Origin of the sequence: Aureibacillus halotolerans (assembly GCF_004363045.1) — a bacterium.
Taxonomy (GTDB): domain Bacteria; phylum Bacillota; class Bacilli; order Bacillales; family DSM-28697; genus Aureibacillus; species Aureibacillus halotolerans.
In genome coordinates, this window is the sequence record NZ_SNYJ01000007.1 from 143,991 (window position 1) to 159,569 (window position 15,579).

The following is a 15,579-nucleotide window of genomic DNA, read 5'->3' on the forward strand; positions in this document are numbered from 1 at the left end:
ACGCTTATGTTTTGTTTCTGCGTAAAATGTTTTTATTTTGTCCGGGTTCCGTATATCGGATTACTTTTGCGAACAAGACAAGAAGCGCATCGTTTCATGAAAAGTTGTATCACCTATTGCAAGATTGATGAAGAGGTGGACTCCATTCGTAGAGCAAAAATCACCTTGAACGCTGGCTGCGCTTGAGTAGAAGCAAGGTAAGATAGATTATTTCACCACTTCAAAACAACGCCTACTATATTCAGTAAATATAAAAGTGCCAATGCTCACAATCCTGTAATTATAATAGATCGCCTCTTAGTAACGTCCGGTACGCCTGCGAAAAAGCGCCTTGCTTGGAACGAAATTTCGGCAACAGCTGCTCCCTTTAGAGTTCTCAGGCACGCCCTAGTTAAATCACTAGATGATTCCCTGTTCAATTCATGTCACATCATAAAATGAGGCCATCATTAAAAGATGCACTAGCGAGACTCCGGCGGCAAAGAAATCACGACGAGGTCTTAACGAATCGATGTTGCACTTTTACCCATTAGGGTGAAAGCGAGCGTATGGCTGCTTGTATAACAACTGCAACATTGGCTTGCAGGTTTACCCAGTGACATATAGTGTGCCTGCCAAATAAAAGGTGCGAAAGTTGAGTTTCAAATGCTAAACAAAAAGGAGTTTCAAAACGATGAGTCAAACGACTGTCATGTTCTATGGCGGAACGAATACTATTGGCGGGACAATCATTGAGGTGGCGTATCAAAACCATCGCCTCCTCTTTGATTTTGGCTACCTTGCTTCAGGCATAAAGGTCGCAAATGGAACGATAAAGTATGCAAAGAACAATCGTGTAAGAGAGTTCCTTTCTTTAGGGCTTGTGCCGGCGATAGATGGTCTCTATCAATCTAAGGCCGTTTATGGAACTCGCTTGCGATCCGCAGAGGAGGACGACCGTGAGACCATTGTTTGTGTCTCGCATCTGCACCTTGACCACTCTGGTGCGATGGATTGCGTGTCACCGACAATTCCGGTGTATCTTACACGCGAATCAATTGAGATGAAGCAGACACTCCACTGGCTTTCAGAAAGTGATGGACTGCGCCGGGAGTATGCCTTATTGCCTTATTTTCAACCTCTCCAGCACGGGGAAATTTCCATTGAAGCCGTCCCTATGGATCATGATATTCCTGGGGCCTGTGGGTTTCTTATTCGAACACCAGATACAACGATGTTCTATACGGGAGATTTCCGTTTGCATGGTCGCCATGCGGAGAAGGTTTGGCAGGCCGTGGAGCATGTACGTGAGGCAGGCGTTGATTGTCTTATTTGTGAAGCGACGTCATGCTTTCCTGATGAAGGCACAAAAGAATTCTCAGAGCGTTCGGAGGAAGACGTGGTCAGCGCTTTAGACAGTCACTTAAGGAACAACGCAGAGCGTCTTGTGGCGATCAACTTATATGAGCGAAATGTGGAACGTTTTCTCAGCTGTCTGGCGTGTGCGGAGCAAAACGGGCGGCAGGCAGTCGTTGACGCGCAGGTGTATGCCTTTATTGCGCCTTATGTAACTTCACAAACACAGTCTCTGCTCTGGCTGAATTTAACTGGAGAACATCATCAAGGGGCAGTAACTATTGAAGAAATGAAGCAGGCGCCAGGTCAATATGTTTGGTTCCATCGCTACGAAGATTTGTTGCTGTTAGTGAATTTTACAGGACCTACGATCACTTATTTGCATGCAAATGGGGTTCCTCTCGGAGCTTATGATCCGCGGTACGACGTACTTCAAACGTATCTGCACAAAAACGGCATCATGTTCACATCGATTGGATCTTCTGGTCATGCAACACCTAGTGCCTTACAGGATTTTGTGAATCGCATCAATCCCGATCTTTTGATCCCGATTCACAGCCTTGCTCCTGAAAAATTGCAGGCGGCTCCAGCAAAAAAAAGACTGCTCCCAAAAGAACAGCAGAGATACACAGTTCGTAAAGCTGATTTTTCTCTTGAAGCAGCAAAAGTATAGTAAAAAAACAATCTCCTTGGCATAAAGAGTGTTGCTTGCCGGGGAAATTGTTTTTTTTCGTCTGTTTTATGGTGGTGGAGCTTACATCCATTTAATTTTGGGTTCGGTTTTATTAACGATACGTTTAATGTTTGCCAGATGGCGTAGCACTACAAATAAAGTGAGCCCTAATGTAACAAACACAAGAATTAAATTGCCAGTTGTGATGGCGAAAACAGTGCCGACAATGCCAGCAACCATTGAGGAAAGGGAAACGTATTTGGACAAGTAAAGCGTTAAAAGGAAGCTCGCAATAATGACAACAAAAAGTACCGGTGCAAAGGCCAGCAACACGCCTGCTGACGTGGCAACGGCTTTTCCTCCTTTGAAGCGAGCGAACAAAGGAAAGACATGTCCGAGCACAGCTGCACATCCAAAAAGCAGTGGGTGCCATGTCGCTCCGATGATGGCCATTCCAACCCAAGTCGCTGCAGCACCTTTCAGAATATCGGCAATTAACACAATACTTCCGGCTTTTACCCCCAATGTTCGAAAAACATTGGTTGCACCCAAGTTCCCGCTACCGTGCTGACGAACATCAATATTAAAGCCTACTTTTCCAACGATTAAAGCAAACGGGATTGATCCTAAAATATATCCTATCAAAAGGCATATGACATTCCACATACAAGAGCTCCTTTGTGCGTTATGCCTACATTGTATCATGAAATAGTAGATTTGCGACGGTATCAAAAATCACTTTTTTCATTAATGAATTAAAATCCTTTTCATATTGTCAAAGTTTGATACGATGGAGTAGGCTTGATCTAAAAGGAGGTGTGCGTTGCGCTAGAAACCTCGTCGTTTCTGTCGTACCAACCATGTCGAGAGTGTTAAGAGAAAGACGACCAAGGAAAAAACGTAGGTTTCGCAATTTTTTAATGCTAGGGTTCCTTTTAACAACGCTAGCCGTTGTGTACCTGTTCTTATTTCCCCCTGCATCAAATGAAAAAGTACAGTACCCGCTCCCAGAACATCCGATCGTTTTTGAAAATGCGATCTATTCTTCGTCAGCTCAAGCTTCAAATGCAGGACTTTTAGTGCCACTTGATTTTGTGAAGGATGCGCTGCGTTTGCCAATGACGTATGATACTGCGAGCGATTCAATCCTTTTTACGACGAGGCATCATATCTATCAATTTCCCGTTGCAAAAGCACAATACATAAAAGATGGTCAATTGGTTGAAACACCATCCACCGTTGTAGAAAAGCATGGAGACAGTTTATTTATTCGCCCATCCATCTTGCCTGAAGAGGACATTCCATTTGTGTTTACGTCGCCTGAGAATAGTGACGCGTTATTTATATATCATGTCGAAGGCACTGTGGCAAACGTATCTGTCGAAGAGGAGAACGTAGATCAGCGCAGACTACGTACGGGAACGAGCCTGCAAAATCCATATGTCGCTGAGGCACTACCTGGTGAGCGGCTGTTTCTCATTAACGAAGGCCCGTCATTTTCTGAAGTGAGAATGCCAAGTGGGATTTCAGGTTACCTTTCAAATGATGTACTAACTACACCTGAAACAACGACGATCACATCAGCATATCAGCAAGAAGAACGCTTTACGCCAGGCGTTGCCTCTGAGGAAGTCATTAATATGACATGGGAGGCTGTGTATTCAGCTAATCCAGACACGACGACCATTCCACCAATGCCAGGTGTGAATGTTGTATCGCCGACGTGGTTTGCGTTGGAAACTGAAGCTGGGGATCTTTCTTCTAAGGCGTCTACATCGTATATGAATTGGGCAAACGATCGAGGGTATGAAGTGTGGGCCGTCGTGACAAATGACTTTGACCCTGATAAGACGGCGGCAGCGTTGCAAGCCTATTCAACACGAACACATATGGTGGATCAGCTCGTCGCCTTTGCTAAAGAATATCAACTAGACGGCATTAACATTGATTTTGAGAACGTAAATGAAGAAGATGGTCCGCTCGTTACACAGTTTGTTAGAGAGCTTACCCCAAGGCTGCATAAAGAAGGATTTACTGTGTCCATGGACATCACATTTATCTCAAACAGCGGCAATTGGTCTGCGTTTTATGAGCGTGATAAGCTCACTTCAGTGGTGGACTATATGGTCGTTATGGCGTATGACGAGCATTGGGGGTCTTCACCTGAAGCAGGAAGTGTGTCGAGTCTGCCATGGGTAGAGGGCCATTTGCAGCGCTTGCTGGAGGTCGTGCCGAATGAACGTTTAATTTTAGGCATTCCTTTTTATGCGCGGATTTGGGAGGAACAAACAACGGCCAATGGAAATATTGAAGTCAGTTCGTCTGCCCACAGCATGGACGGCATCGAGGCATGGATGGAGGAAAGGGGATTGACCTCCACCTATGATGACCAAACTGGACAGGATTATGCTGAATATCAAGAAGAAGGAACACACTACAAAGTATGGATGGAGAACGAAACGTCACTCCAAAAACGAGTTGACTTGATGCATGCTTACGAGCTCGCAGGGGTGGCAAGCTGGACAAGATCACTAGGCTCAGATGAGATTTGGCAGGTTCTTGAGAATGCATTAAACGAAGAGTAACGCCTGGGATTATTCACAACCGAAATTCTAGTGCAGCAAAGAGGGAATACGTACAGCCGGGATGAAAATGTTCCGGCTGTTTTTGTTTGCCGATTCGTTCGTTTTGCATGTGTTTGCAGTTCGGTAGTGACTAATGTCCGTTCAGGTAACGTAGATCTTATTTTAATAGAATGAATTGTGGTGCTTGTTTTTGCACAAATTAACAGCTGGAAAACACTCTCTATAGGCAAACGGCTATACGTTCGCTTTCACCCTAAAGGGTACAAGTGCATCATCGACTCAAAAAGACTTCGTCGTGATTTCTTTGCCGCCGGGCTTCTGCTGCGCCTCCTCGAGCGTGTTCACGCTCTGCGGGGTCTCGCTTGGCTCGCTTTCCACCCTAAAGGGTACAAGTGCAACATCGATTCGAAAGTACCTCATCGTGTTTTCTTTGCCGCAGGAGTCTCACTAGTAGCCGTTTTTGGTTTATTAAAAGGACGAATGAAACTAGAAAGGGCTTTTGAAGTTTCATTTTCAACTGTTACCAAATTAAATTCGTGGAAAGGGCACTAGGACGAAGAGTTCACAACAAGGCACCAAAACGGTATCACCTCATTCGATGCTTTCAAAGTGACCTTGCTTGCTTTCTTTAGTATGATAGTCACTTGATGTAACCACACGATGCGAAGTCAACAGCGATGCGACGAGGCAACGATTGATTGGGCCGTTCGAATCGACTGTTTTAATAGGGGAGGTTTAATAATGTTGTAGCGATTTAGCGTTTTAGGATTGATGGAACCGGGAAATATAGAGAAGCGCGGAACGTGAGGAGGCAGATTAATTGATTACATTTTCATCGATAAGCAAACGCTATGACAAAGGACCTAACGCGTTAACAAACATTAACTTTACCGTCGAACCGGGTGAAATTTTTGTGTTGATCGGTCCGAGTGGATGTGGCAAAACGACGACGTTAAAGATGGTGAATCGTCTTATTGAGCCTACATCAGGAGAAATTAAAATAAAAGGCACCCCATTGCAACAGTATTCAATCGATGAGCTGCGCTGGAACATCGGGTATGTTCTTCAACAGATCGCCCTGTTTCCACATATGACGATTGCGCAAAATATCTCCATCGTACCTGAAATGAAAAAATGGACGCCTAAAAGAATTAAAAAGCGGACAGACGAATTGCTCAATATGGTTGGGCTGGAGCCAAGCGAATATCGTGACCGTCGACCTTCAGCGCTCTCTGGAGGACAGCAGCAACGTGTCGGTGTCATAAGAGCTCTAGCTGCCGATCCCGATATTGTGCTGATGGACGAGCCGTTTAGCGCGCTTGATCCCATAAGCCGCAATCAGCTCCAAAATGACATCCTTGAGATTCAGAAAAAAATCCGCAAGACGATTTTGTTCGTTACGCATGATATCGATGAAGCGATGAAAATTGCGAATCGTATTTGTATCATGAAGGATGGTGAAATCGTTCAAATCGGTACGCCAGATGAGCTATTGAACCATCCTGCAAATGACTTCGTCTCTACTTTTGTGAATCAATCAAGCATGCAGAAGCGCTCTATGTCCACCGTGGCTGAGCTGTCGTCACTTTCAATGGAATATGTGCTTTTAGAAGAGAAAGCGAACGATGCTGGCAATGGAAGTGGGCTATGGTTTCTCCACGACCATGCACAAACGTATATCGGTGCGCAACGGGATGGCGCACGAACAGATATTCCGGCAATAGAGAAGGATATGGACGTGCATAAGGCCCTTAACCAGCTAAATCAATCGGCATATGGCATGCTTCCGGTATGTGAGAATGGCAAATTAATCGGCGTCTTGACATACAAGGATCTCGCCCAAGTGCTTTCACGTGAAGGAGAACATGCCACATGAACCAGAATGAATCTTTCTTTACTGACCTTATACATGTGTACAATAATCGCCAAGAGCAATTTTGGACAAGCATTTGGGAGCATTTGCAAATTTCGGTCACAGCTCTTCTTTTAGCAATTGTGATCGGCGTACCACTCGGAATTTTGCTGACACGTAAAAAGCGTTTGGCAGAGCCTATTATTGGTGTTGCTGCGGTTGTTCAGACCATTCCAAGTCTAGCCGTTCTGGCGTTTTTAATCCCGTTGTTTGGAATAGGCGAAAAACCTGCAATTATTGCCCTCGTCGCCTATGGTTTGCTACCCATCCTAAGAAATACATACACGGGAATCAATGAAGTGGATGCCTCCTTAAAAGAAGCCGCAAGAGGACTTGGCATGAATTCCTTTCGACGCTTGCTAAAGGTTGAGTTTCCGTTAAGCATGCCTGTCATCCTCGCGGGGATTCGCACGTCAATGGTGCTCATCGTTGGGACAACGACGATCGCAGCGTTAATTGGCGCGGGAGGTCTTGGTCAACTCATTTTGCTTGGGATTGACCGTGGGGCAGAAACTAGCCTAATTTTGTTAGGTGCCTTGCCGGCGGCCATCCTTGCCATCCTCCTCGATACCGTATTTCGTTTACTAGAGCGTCAAAAAAGCGCAACGAGCATTCGCCCGTTTATTAGCGTCCTCGTTGCTCTTGTGCTTGTGGTGAGCGTCCCTCTAGCTTGGTCTGTGGCGACAGAAAGGCCAGTAAAAGGGACGATTGTAGCCGGCGCAAAGCTCGGCGCCGAGCCAACGATTTTAATCAACATGTACAAAATGCTCATCGAACAAGACACCGACATCCAAGTAATTCTCGAGCCAAACTTCGGGAAAACGGATTTTGTGTTTACCGCATTACAAAATGAAGAAATCGATTTATATCCAGAATTCAGTGGCACGGCCATCGTTACGCTCCTTGACAGCCAAGCTAAGAGCACCGACGAAAGGGCCGTTTACGAGCAGGCAAAAGCAGGCCTTGCCGCACGTTATCAAATGGCTTATTTAGAACCAATGGCATTTAACAACACGTATACCCTTGCTGTGAAGGAGGAATTTGCAGAGGAAAATGGGCTCAAAACGATGAGTGACCTCTCCCCAATTGCTTCTTCAATGACGGCCGGGTTTACGCTTGAATTTGCAGATCGAGAAGATGGTTATCAGGGCATCCAAAAATTGTATGGCTACCAGTTTGGCGAGGTGGATACGATGGAGCCTGGATTACGTGAAAATGCCGTTCGAGGTGGGCATGTGGATGTAATTGATGCCTATTCAACAAGCTCATCTATGGTTGAGTTGAATCTTGTGGCGTTAGAGGATGACAAAAACTTGTTCCCGCCTTATCAAGGAGCTCCACTTTTGCGTCAAGAAACAGTCGAGAAATTTCCTGAGATCAAGCCCGCATTAAACAAGCTAAGCGGAAAAATTACTGATGAAGAAATGAGAGAAATGAACTATCAGGTGGAGGTCGAAGGGGCATTACCCGAAGACATTGCCCGGACATACCTGCAAGAAAATAACTTACTTGAGGAGTGATTTGAATGTTATCAATGTCTGAAGAACACATGCGTAACGCGTTAAAACAAGCCAAAACAATCGCTGTCGTCGGCCTTTCCGACCAACCCGATCGCACGTCCTATCAAGTAGCAAAATATTTGCAAGCGAATGGATATACAATTATCCCTGTCAATCCGACCATTTCAGAAGCGTTAGGCATGAAGGCCGTTCCTTCTTTAAAGGATTTAGAGACACCTGTGGACATTGTCAATGTTTTTCGTCGATCTGAGCATCTATTAGGTGTGGCAGAGGAGGTTGTCGCTATTGGCGCTCCGCTGTATTGGGCTCAGCTTGGACTCGAGAGCAAAGAAGCCTACGATTATTTAGCCGAGCACAATGTAGACACTGTGATGAACCGTTGTATAAAAGTGGAGCATGCGAGGCTTGTGTAAAAATAAAAACACTCGTTAAGGATTTTTGCTTTAAACCATTGATCTCGATAAGAAAATCTACTACAATAGAAAAGGATTGGTCAGTCTAGTGCTTGATTTTTCATAGGCTAGCCTCTATAATTGGCTATTGGAAACATTGATGCTTATGTATGTGTTGGAGGTGAAAGAAATGAAACAAGAAACGCATCCTGAATATCGTAAAGTGGTTTTTTTGGATACGAACGACGGCTCTAAATTTTTGAGCGGCTCAACTCGTTTTTCAGACGAAACAGTCGAATGGGAAGACGGTAACACGTACCCTGTGATTAAAGTTGAGATTAGTTCAGCAACGCACCCGTTCTACACAGGCAAGCAGAAATTTGCTGATGCTGGTGGACGTGCTGAGCAATTTATGAAAAAGTACAATATGAAGAAATAAATGACAGATCAAGGGCTGCTCTCATTACGAGAGCAGCTTCAGTCTGATGACAAACGCTCGCTTTCTTCGTTGCTTTGACTTGTCCAGTGCTCATTGCCCTTGTGGCAACTCCGCGCCTCCCAAGTCTTCGCGCCTCGATAGCCAAGCGTTTTCATTCAGCCTGATTTTTCAATACTTAGAAAGCTGCTCTCATTACGAGAGCAGCTTTTTTACATGCAGAGCGCAACAATTGCAATGCATGAAAGGAATTCGTATGATAGTGAGTAGAACTGACGAAGGAAAGAAGGTTTAAGCGCATGAAACAAATTGATACAAAAGAGTTACAAAACCAATTACAAGCTTTTGTCAACGACACTGTATATGTTCATCTAGAAACGACAAATGGTGCTTATGCCGCCCATCATAACGAAGGTTTTTTAAGTGCGGGTGTCTTTTTGCGTAACGGACGTATACAAGTTGAACGAGCGACGATTAAAGGCGACGGTCCTTATCGCATTGGCATAAAACTTCCTGAAGGTTGGCTGTATGCAGAAGGATTGACACACTTTGAAAAAACGCCAACTCAGCTGCTTATCGCAGGTCTGAATGCAGAAGGTCGTTTGGCCGTGGCATTGCAACTGAGCCGTCAGCCTTTCGGAGACCAGAACAAAGGAGTGGATGCAAATGACTGAAAAACTACTCGTCGTGTTTCCGCATCCTGATGATGAATCCTTTGGTTGTGCTGGCATTATTGCCAAGCATATTAAAGAAGGTGGAGAGGTTACATATGCCTGTGGAACGCTTGGTGAAATGGGCAGAAACATGGGGTCGCCGATCTTCGCAACACGAGAAAGCCTCCCGCTCGTTCGTGAGGTTGAATTAAAAGAAGCATGTGAAGCGTTAGGCATTCAGAAGCTACGTAAGTTGGGCTTGCATGATAAAACGATTGAATTTGAGAGCATTGAGACGCTTTCTGACATGCTTCTAAAAGTGATAAAAGAAGAACAGCCGACAAAGATTTTAACACATTATCCAAACTATGCGGTTCATCCAGATCATAACGCGTTAGGTGCCGCGACGATTCGTGCGGTCCAAAAACTGCCAAAGGTAGGTCGACCTACGGTGATCGCCCATGCGTTTTCAAGAAATCATGAAGACCATATCGGCGAAGCAGATGTCGTGTTAAATGTGACTGAATTTATGGATACAAAATTGGCTGCATTGAAAGCACATCGCTCACAAACAGAAAATATGCTTAAAGGGGTAGAGCTTCAGCTGTCGAATAACGACCCAGAAGCGTTGTCGTTTTTTGCAACCGAAAGATTCTGGGTTGTTGATGCAGAGCAATTTGATCTTAGTGAATAAGATAACGAAACGTATGTTATGTAAACTTATTTTTGGTGGGGTGATGCGATGGATCGGCTCATTGAAGAGAGAATTCGCAAAGCGATGGAAGAAGGGGCGTTTAACGATCTTCCAGGCAAAGGAAAGCCTTTGCCTAAACCGAAAGATGTTAACGTCCCCGGTGACCTGAAGCTGTCACATAAGGTGTTGAAAAACGCTGGGTTTCTGCCGCCTGAAATGGAGCTTCGAAAAGAGATTTTGCATCTTAGGGATCTGTTGGATTGTTGCGTCAAGGAAGAGAACAGAACAGACCTGCAGAAAACAATTTCTGAGAAAGAAATTCAGTTTGAAACGATCATGACAAGACGAAAATTGAATTCACCGTCTATGGCAGCATACAAACACAAGATTCGTCAGCGTTTCTTTTAATGCAAAGTGACGGGTATGCTGCGAGTTTGTGAAGTTCGTTTTCTCCCGAGTAAAAATGCTAGGAAATACTTCAAGTAGTCTGTTCTAATTTTTTGTTCTAGTTAGTTAGGCATTGACCGCTACGTCAAAATACTTCGCTTTCACCCTAAGGTTACAAGTGCAACATCGACTCGAGAAGACCTCGTCGTGTTTTCTTTGCCGCAGGAGTCTACGTATTTTGACAACGCTAATGTTTTGTTTTTGCGTTGAATTTTTTAATATATCTCGTTCTCGTATAATGGGGAAATTGAAAAAGAGAGTTGTGCAGTGTTGCTTCAACAAACGAGATAATTAAGCGCATCGTTTAATGCAGAATTACCTGGGTCTCCGAAGACCATCCTGCGAAATAGATGGTCTTCGGATTTGTATATGATTTAGTAAAGAACACAATCTGCATGTATTACGGCAGACCAGCCTCTGAAAAAGGATGGCCTGCTTTTTTCATACCAAGGATTCAACTTCCATGTACGAAGTGATTTTCGTCAGAAGCAAAGCTTTTGCAGGACTTTTTAGAAGAGCATTGCTTTTCTAGAGGTCATTTTGTTTTTGTTGAACGGATGCTTTCAAGCACGTGCTCTAAGCCGTCTAACTGGTGGCTATGCCTGCGCTGAAAAAAATCACTGGCATGAACTCCGATTTCATTTGACGCTTTATCAGCAAACTGTGTAAAAAGATCATCTTTGTTTTCAACCTCGTCCGCCAATTGTTCAAGCCATTTTTCGGTTTTGCCTGCACGTGCAGAAAGCATTTTCTCTAAATTTTTCATCGGATGATCCATAACGATGCCTCCTAAAATTACGAGCTTAACGATGACTTTTAATGTTATGATATTCAAGAGGTTAGGTAGAGTGAACCCTTGCGTTAGTCGTTTAATTCATTTGTAAAAAACACCGCAAAGAGACGGGCTATACGAATGGCCCGCACGTGTATTTTACTAAAAAATATATTTTTACTAAAAAAGAGGTGATACCGTGGCTACACTTAAAGAAATTGCCGCCGAGGCTGGGGTATCCATTTCAACTGTTTCTCGTGTTCTGAAAGGAGACACCAGCTTGCAAGTGACATCGAAAACTAGAGATACGATTTTTCGTGTTGCGGATTCTCTAGGGTATCAGCGCAAGAAAGCACCTACTCCTTCTGAAATGAATCAATCACCAGTGACAATTACTGTTTATGTGCCCTTTACATATCTTGAAAGCACATCGCTTAAAGAAACGATGCGAGGAATTGAGTTATATTGTATATCAGAAGGATTTTTAGTAAAAACAATACATCACGCGCCAGGAAACTTTCCTTACGATACAAACGATGTTTTTACGATTTATTTAGAGCGTGCGATTGAAATAGAAGATGCCCAAAAAGATAATTCGGAAAAATTTACTAAAAACACTCGTACAATCACACATTCTGTTCAAATTGATGAATCCTATGCTTTAAGACAATGGTGCACACCGGAGATGCCTTCTACAGTTGTATTCTCGTCAATGACTAGCTCGCGCGTGCGCGACAGTGTAAGAGATCTTGAGGCGAAAGGGCGGATTAAAGAGGTCATTCAATGCCCTCGTGATGATGCCGCCGAGAGTTATCAAACAACGATGAGGCTGTTAAGTGCTGCACAGCGACCGGAAAGAATAATATATGGCAATCAGCTCTTAGCATTAGGTGGTTTACGCGCATTCTTTGATAAGGGTGTACAGCCGGGGCATGAAACGAAGGTCGCTTGTTTGCACGGAGATGCTAATGCGCGATTTATGTTGCCTTCCCTAACTGTACAAGAAATGCCTTACCGATTGGCAGGGGAGCTTCTCGTCAAGAATCTGTTCACATCGGACGAAACCGATGAATTCCAGCGAAAGATTATATTGACCCCGAAAATTCACTGGTACGCTTCATGGAAAGAGTTTGACTAAAAAATAAAATTTTAGTAAAAAGGAAGTGCCTGTTTGTCTAAAACGATCGTATTGACGGGCGGAGGGAGCGCTGGCCACGTGACGCCGCATCTCGCCCTGATTCCACAGCTTCAAAAGGAAGGCTATTCTGTTGCCTATATTGGTTCAAAGGATGGCATTGAAAAAGATATGATGGCAGAACAACAGATTGACTACACTGGCGTGTCGACAGGAAAGCTGCGTAGATATAAGGACTTGAACAATCTGAAGGACCCGTTTCGAGTGTTGAAGGGGATTACTGAAGCACGAAAAGCCTTAAAAAAACTGAAGCCTAGTCTAGTATTCTCAAAAGGTGGATTTGTGTCAGTACCAGTGGTAATTGCAGCTAAAACCCTTGGCATCCCATGCGTTTTACATGAATCAGACCGATCACCAGGGTTGGCAAATAAAATTGTCCTGCGTTTTTGCGAGAAAATCTGCGTAACCTTTCCGGAAACAGCCAGCCTACTTCCAGAAGGCAAGGCAATTCACACTGGCGCCATCGTTCGTCCTGATTTATTCAAAGGAAATGCGGCAAAAGGCCGTACGTTGTGTGATTTCTCATCGTCCAAACCCGTCCTGCTTGTCATGGGGGGGAGTATGGGGGCGCAAAAAATTAATGATACCATTCGGACTGAGCTCGATGTGCTGCTGAGCACATTCCATGTCATACATATTTGCGGAAAAGGGAAAATAGATCCTAACGTTCAACAATACGGTTATAAGGCTTTTGACTATGTATCATCTGAGCTTAGCGACTTGCTCGCTTGCACAGATGTCGTCGTTTCTAGAGCTGGATCGAATGCAATTAACGAATTTCTAGCGCTCCGTATCCCGATGCTTCTCGTACCTCTTTCTCCTCGTGTGAGCCGTGGTGATCAGGTTGAAAATGCCGCTTCATTTGAAAAACAAGGCTTCGCATCTGTTGTCCAGGAGGAGGAGTTGAATTCAGACACACTTCACGCTCAGATCAATGAACTTTATACGAAACGAGAAGATATCCAAGAACGCATGAAATCAGCAGATGCGTATACAGATGGTACTCAAGTTGTGGCGATTTTTAAAGATATTATTAGCCGCAAGGAAAAATAGGATAAGAGGATTTAAAAGAACTATTTAACATCCTACTTTTGGTTGAAAAAAGAGGATATTGGCGAAAAGAAGAGAATTTTAGTATATAGATGTAAAGGAGGACAGTTGAGTGAGGCTATTAAAGACCGCAATCCAAAACAAAATACAGGAATCTCCTGAAACCATACACCGTCTCACACCTCTTCTTCAATCAAAGAATGAAGAGGAATTGCTCCGCTTTGTCGAGGACCCGAAAGACGAGTTAGAAGACTTTCACGCCCTATTGAAAATCATCCGGACCCTATTCCCTGAGAGAGAGCGCGAGCTTATGGAGGATTATTGCTTGAATTTGGATCCTGAGAAGGAATCGATGTCCATTGGTTTAATCTATTCTTTTATTACAAACTTTAAAACACTTGAAAAAAGCTTAGTCTTACTCATTTCGAAAAGTGGCTATGATAAAGAACTTGCAGAATTAAGTTCAATCGCACTAAAAGTGAAACAAAAACAAATGAATGAATTAAAAGGAATTGAACTTCTATATGAATACAATGAATCTCCTAGTTCAATAGTTAAAGCTTTTGCAAATGTACTACAATCTTCATTCTACTTTAACCTTCGAATGATCGATTTCTATTTACAATTATCAATTATAACCAAGAGACTTATTGACCAAGTTGAAAACCAATACATTCGTTATCTATTTAAAGCTAGAATGTCATTGTTAGAAACAGCTGGATATGTGGCGATTGGTTTAACTGATGATGGCAAACAGATTGGAGTCGAAGCCTTAAAGAATACTGATGAACCTTACATGAAGTACATGTTTCATGTTTTTATTGGTAATAGCTTTTTGTTCGATGATTACGAAAATGCAAAATTAAATTTCGAAACAGCTATCGAATCCATAGAAATTTATGACGATATAACGCCAAACGATGCTTATCGAAGCCACAACTTTTTAAATAACTTTTGGGGTAAACCTCCAATATTTTTAAACGATCAAAGTGACCATATATCTGACATTCATGAGATTGCCTTTTATTATATTCGTAATGATAATCCGGATAAAGGGTTAGGTGTATTAGATAGTATTGATTCACTATTATTAAACGATAGTCAAAAAGGATTTCATAACTATTATAGAGGTCTTGCAACTCAACAATTGGATTATTTTTATGAATCCATACTTCACTTTAATTATGCTGGAGAGAAATATTTTAAGAAATTTCCCATACATGAATTAGAAAAAAGTGGAGTAAGTAACACACTTATTAGAGTATTAAGTAGTTAATTAGTATATAATAACTATAAACTTTATTTTTTGGAGAGGGGTAATTTTATGAAACAACTTAGCAAACATCGCAAACATCTTGTATCTGCCTTGGTTTTGGGTTTACTTATTTTTTCTCAAAACGGAAATTACGATTTTACACCTGAAAAACTAGAACCTATTAATAATTCTAACAACAACATGCAGACAATGTACGATCCAGGTTTAGAAGTGTAAAGCAGAAATTCTTACTATTACTGCTCCAGCTTGTAGAAAAGCCATCCTAATGGTTTATCTCTACAAGCTTTTTTATGTGTATCGATCCTTTCTAAAACAAATCAAGAGATTATTATGTTTAATTTTGTATTTCGTATCCAGATTTTTATAGAATGAGAATCAATATGAATTTAATTATTATGTTCTATTTTAAAATCAGCTACTAGTGAACCCCCTTTGAATACAGCGAGCTAAGTGAGATCCGCAAGTTTCCCCAGCAAAGAAACACTTTAAGAGCGCATTGAGTCAATATTACCTCTAATTACTCGGGTGAAAGCTACTGTATGCCAATTTGTTGCCACCTAAAAAACTAAAGTATTAATTAATCATTAATCACATCTCCCACACATCCTCTTTTATAGTAGGTGAAAATCATCAAATATC

The 15,579-nt window shown here is 42.8% G+C and carries 15 protein-coding genes; 13 read left to right on the forward strand and 2 right to left on the reverse strand.

Going from position 1 to position 15,579, the window contains the following annotated elements; translation table 11 throughout:
- Positions 1-673 precede the first annotated feature (673 nt).
- The gene (locus EV213_RS10250) at positions 674-2,008 is read left to right on the forward strand and encodes an MBL fold metallo-hydrolase (protein ID WP_133580440.1); all 1,335 of its coding nucleotides are present in this window, start codon (positions 674-676) and stop codon (positions 2,006-2,008) included.
- Between the two features lie 81 nt (positions 2,009-2,089).
- Here the strand turns inward: EV213_RS10250 and plsY are convergent, their stop codons facing one another.
- On the reverse strand, positions 2,090-2,674 hold the full coding sequence (gene plsY, locus EV213_RS10255; protein ID WP_133580441.1) for a glycerol-3-phosphate 1-O-acyltransferase PlsY: 585 nt from the start codon (positions 2,672-2,674) through the stop codon (positions 2,090-2,092).
- A gap of 152 nt (positions 2,675-2,826) precedes the next feature.
- Between plsY and EV213_RS10260 the strand changes: the two genes are divergently transcribed.
- The 8 genes from EV213_RS10260 to EV213_RS10295 all read left to right on the forward strand — a co-directional run bounded on the left by EV213_RS10260 (position 2,827) and on the right by EV213_RS10295 (position 10,608).
- Positions 2,827-4,593 carry a glycosyl hydrolase family 18 protein gene (locus EV213_RS10260; RefSeq protein WP_133580442.1) on the forward strand — a complete coding sequence of 589 codons (1,767 nt, stop codon included), beginning with the start codon at positions 2,827-2,829 and terminating at the stop codon, positions 4,591-4,593.
- An 820-nt stretch (positions 4,594-5,413) separates the two neighbouring features.
- Positions 5,414-6,469 carry an ABC transporter ATP-binding protein gene (locus EV213_RS10265; protein ID WP_133580443.1) on the forward strand — a complete coding sequence of 352 codons (1,056 nt, stop codon included), beginning with the start codon at positions 5,414-5,416 and terminating at the stop codon, positions 6,467-6,469.
- Positions 6,466-8,025 carry an ABC transporter permease/substrate-binding protein gene (locus EV213_RS10270; RefSeq protein WP_133580444.1) on the forward strand — a complete coding sequence of 520 codons (1,560 nt, stop codon included), beginning with the start codon at positions 6,466-6,468 and terminating at the stop codon, positions 8,023-8,025. The genes EV213_RS10265 and EV213_RS10270 overlap by 4 nt, the downstream gene beginning before the upstream one ends.
- Positions 8,026-8,030: 5 nt before the next feature.
- The gene (locus tag EV213_RS10275; RefSeq protein WP_133580445.1) at positions 8,031-8,438 is read left to right on the forward strand and encodes a CoA-binding protein; all 408 of its coding nucleotides are present in this window, start codon (positions 8,031-8,033) and stop codon (positions 8,436-8,438) included.
- Between the two features lie 169 nt (positions 8,439-8,607).
- Complete coding sequence (locus EV213_RS10280) at positions 8,608-8,856, forward strand: type B 50S ribosomal protein L31 (protein WP_133580446.1); 249 nt, start codon at positions 8,608-8,610, stop codon at positions 8,854-8,856.
- Positions 8,857-9,152: 296 nt separating this feature from the next.
- Entirely contained in the window at positions 9,153-9,527 is a 375-nt protein-coding gene (locus tag EV213_RS10285) for a YojF family protein (RefSeq protein ID WP_133580447.1), read from the forward strand.
- Positions 9,520-10,200, forward strand: coding sequence for a bacillithiol biosynthesis deacetylase BshB2 (gene bshB2, locus EV213_RS10290; RefSeq protein ID WP_133580448.1), 681 nt, complete (start codon positions 9,520-9,522; stop codon positions 10,198-10,200). Before EV213_RS10285 ends, bshB2 begins: the two co-directional genes overlap by 8 nt.
- Positions 10,201-10,248: 48 nt before the next feature.
- Positions 10,249-10,608 (forward strand): DnaJ family domain-containing protein, encoded by a 360-nt coding sequence (locus EV213_RS10295; RefSeq protein WP_133580449.1) that lies wholly within the window; start codon positions 10,249-10,251, stop codon positions 10,606-10,608.
- Positions 10,609-11,182: 574 nt separating this feature from the next.
- Here the strand turns inward: EV213_RS10295 and EV213_RS10300 are convergent.
- A complete protein-coding gene (locus tag EV213_RS10300; protein WP_133580450.1) occupies positions 11,183-11,425 on the reverse strand; it encodes a hypothetical protein in 243 nt (80 codons plus the stop codon).
- A gap of 193 nt (positions 11,426-11,618) precedes the next feature.
- On the opposite strand from EV213_RS10300, the gene EV213_RS21205 reads away from it, so the two are divergent.
- The 4 genes from EV213_RS21205 (at position 11,619) to EV213_RS20725 (ending at position 15,156) form a co-directional block, all read left to right on the forward strand.
- Positions 11,619-12,557 (forward strand): LacI family DNA-binding transcriptional regulator, encoded by a 939-nt coding sequence (locus EV213_RS21205; protein WP_133580451.1) that lies wholly within the window; start codon positions 11,619-11,621, stop codon positions 12,555-12,557.
- Positions 12,558-12,590: 33 nt separating this feature from the next.
- Positions 12,591-13,667 carry an undecaprenyldiphospho-muramoylpentapeptide beta-N-acetylglucosaminyltransferase gene (locus tag EV213_RS10310; RefSeq protein ID WP_133580452.1) on the forward strand — a complete coding sequence of 359 codons (1,077 nt, stop codon included), beginning with the start codon at positions 12,591-12,593 and terminating at the stop codon, positions 13,665-13,667.
- Between the two features lie 109 nt (positions 13,668-13,776).
- A complete protein-coding gene (locus tag EV213_RS10315; protein WP_133580453.1) occupies positions 13,777-14,940 on the forward strand; it encodes an AimR family lysis-lysogeny pheromone receptor in 1,164 nt (387 codons plus the stop codon).
- Positions 14,941-14,988: 48 nt separating this feature from the next.
- Positions 14,989-15,156, forward strand: a complete 168-nt coding sequence (locus EV213_RS20725) for a hypothetical protein (protein WP_166639254.1) — start codon at positions 14,989-14,991, stop codon at positions 15,154-15,156.
- Positions 15,157-15,579 lie beyond the last annotated feature (423 nt).

Excerpts from the sequence above, each read along its gene's own strand:
- EV213_RS20725 (WP_166639254.1), top strand. The coding sequence starts at position 14,989 with ATGAAACAACTTAGCAAACATCGCAAACATCTTGTATCTGCCTTGGTT.
- EV213_RS10280 (WP_133580446.1), top strand. The coding sequence starts at position 8,608 with ATGAAACAAGAAACGCATCCTGAATATCGTAAAGTGGTTTTTTTGGAT.
- bshB2 (WP_133580448.1), top strand. The coding sequence starts at position 9,520 with ATGACTGAAAAACTACTCGTCGTGTTTCCGCATCCTGATGATGAATCC.
- EV213_RS10250 (WP_133580440.1), top strand. The coding sequence starts at position 674 with ATGAGTCAAACGACTGTCATGTTCTATGGCGGAACGAATACTATTGGC.
- EV213_RS10275 (WP_133580445.1), top strand. The coding sequence starts at position 8,031 with ATGTTATCAATGTCTGAAGAACACATGCGTAACGCGTTAAAACAAGCC.
- EV213_RS10270 (WP_133580444.1), top strand. The coding sequence starts at position 6,466 with ATGAACCAGAATGAATCTTTCTTTACTGACCTTATACATGTGTACAAT.
- EV213_RS10285 (WP_133580447.1), top strand. The coding sequence starts at position 9,153 with ATGAAACAAATTGATACAAAAGAGTTACAAAACCAATTACAAGCTTTT.
- EV213_RS10300 (WP_133580450.1), bottom strand. The coding sequence starts at position 11,425 with ATGGATCATCCGATGAAAAATTTAGAGAAAATGCTTTCTGCACGTGCA.
- plsY (WP_133580441.1), bottom strand. The coding sequence starts at position 2,674 with ATGTGGAATGTCATATGCCTTTTGATAGGATATATTTTAGGATCAATC.
- EV213_RS10295 (WP_133580449.1), top strand. The coding sequence starts at position 10,249 with ATGGATCGGCTCATTGAAGAGAGAATTCGCAAAGCGATGGAAGAAGGG.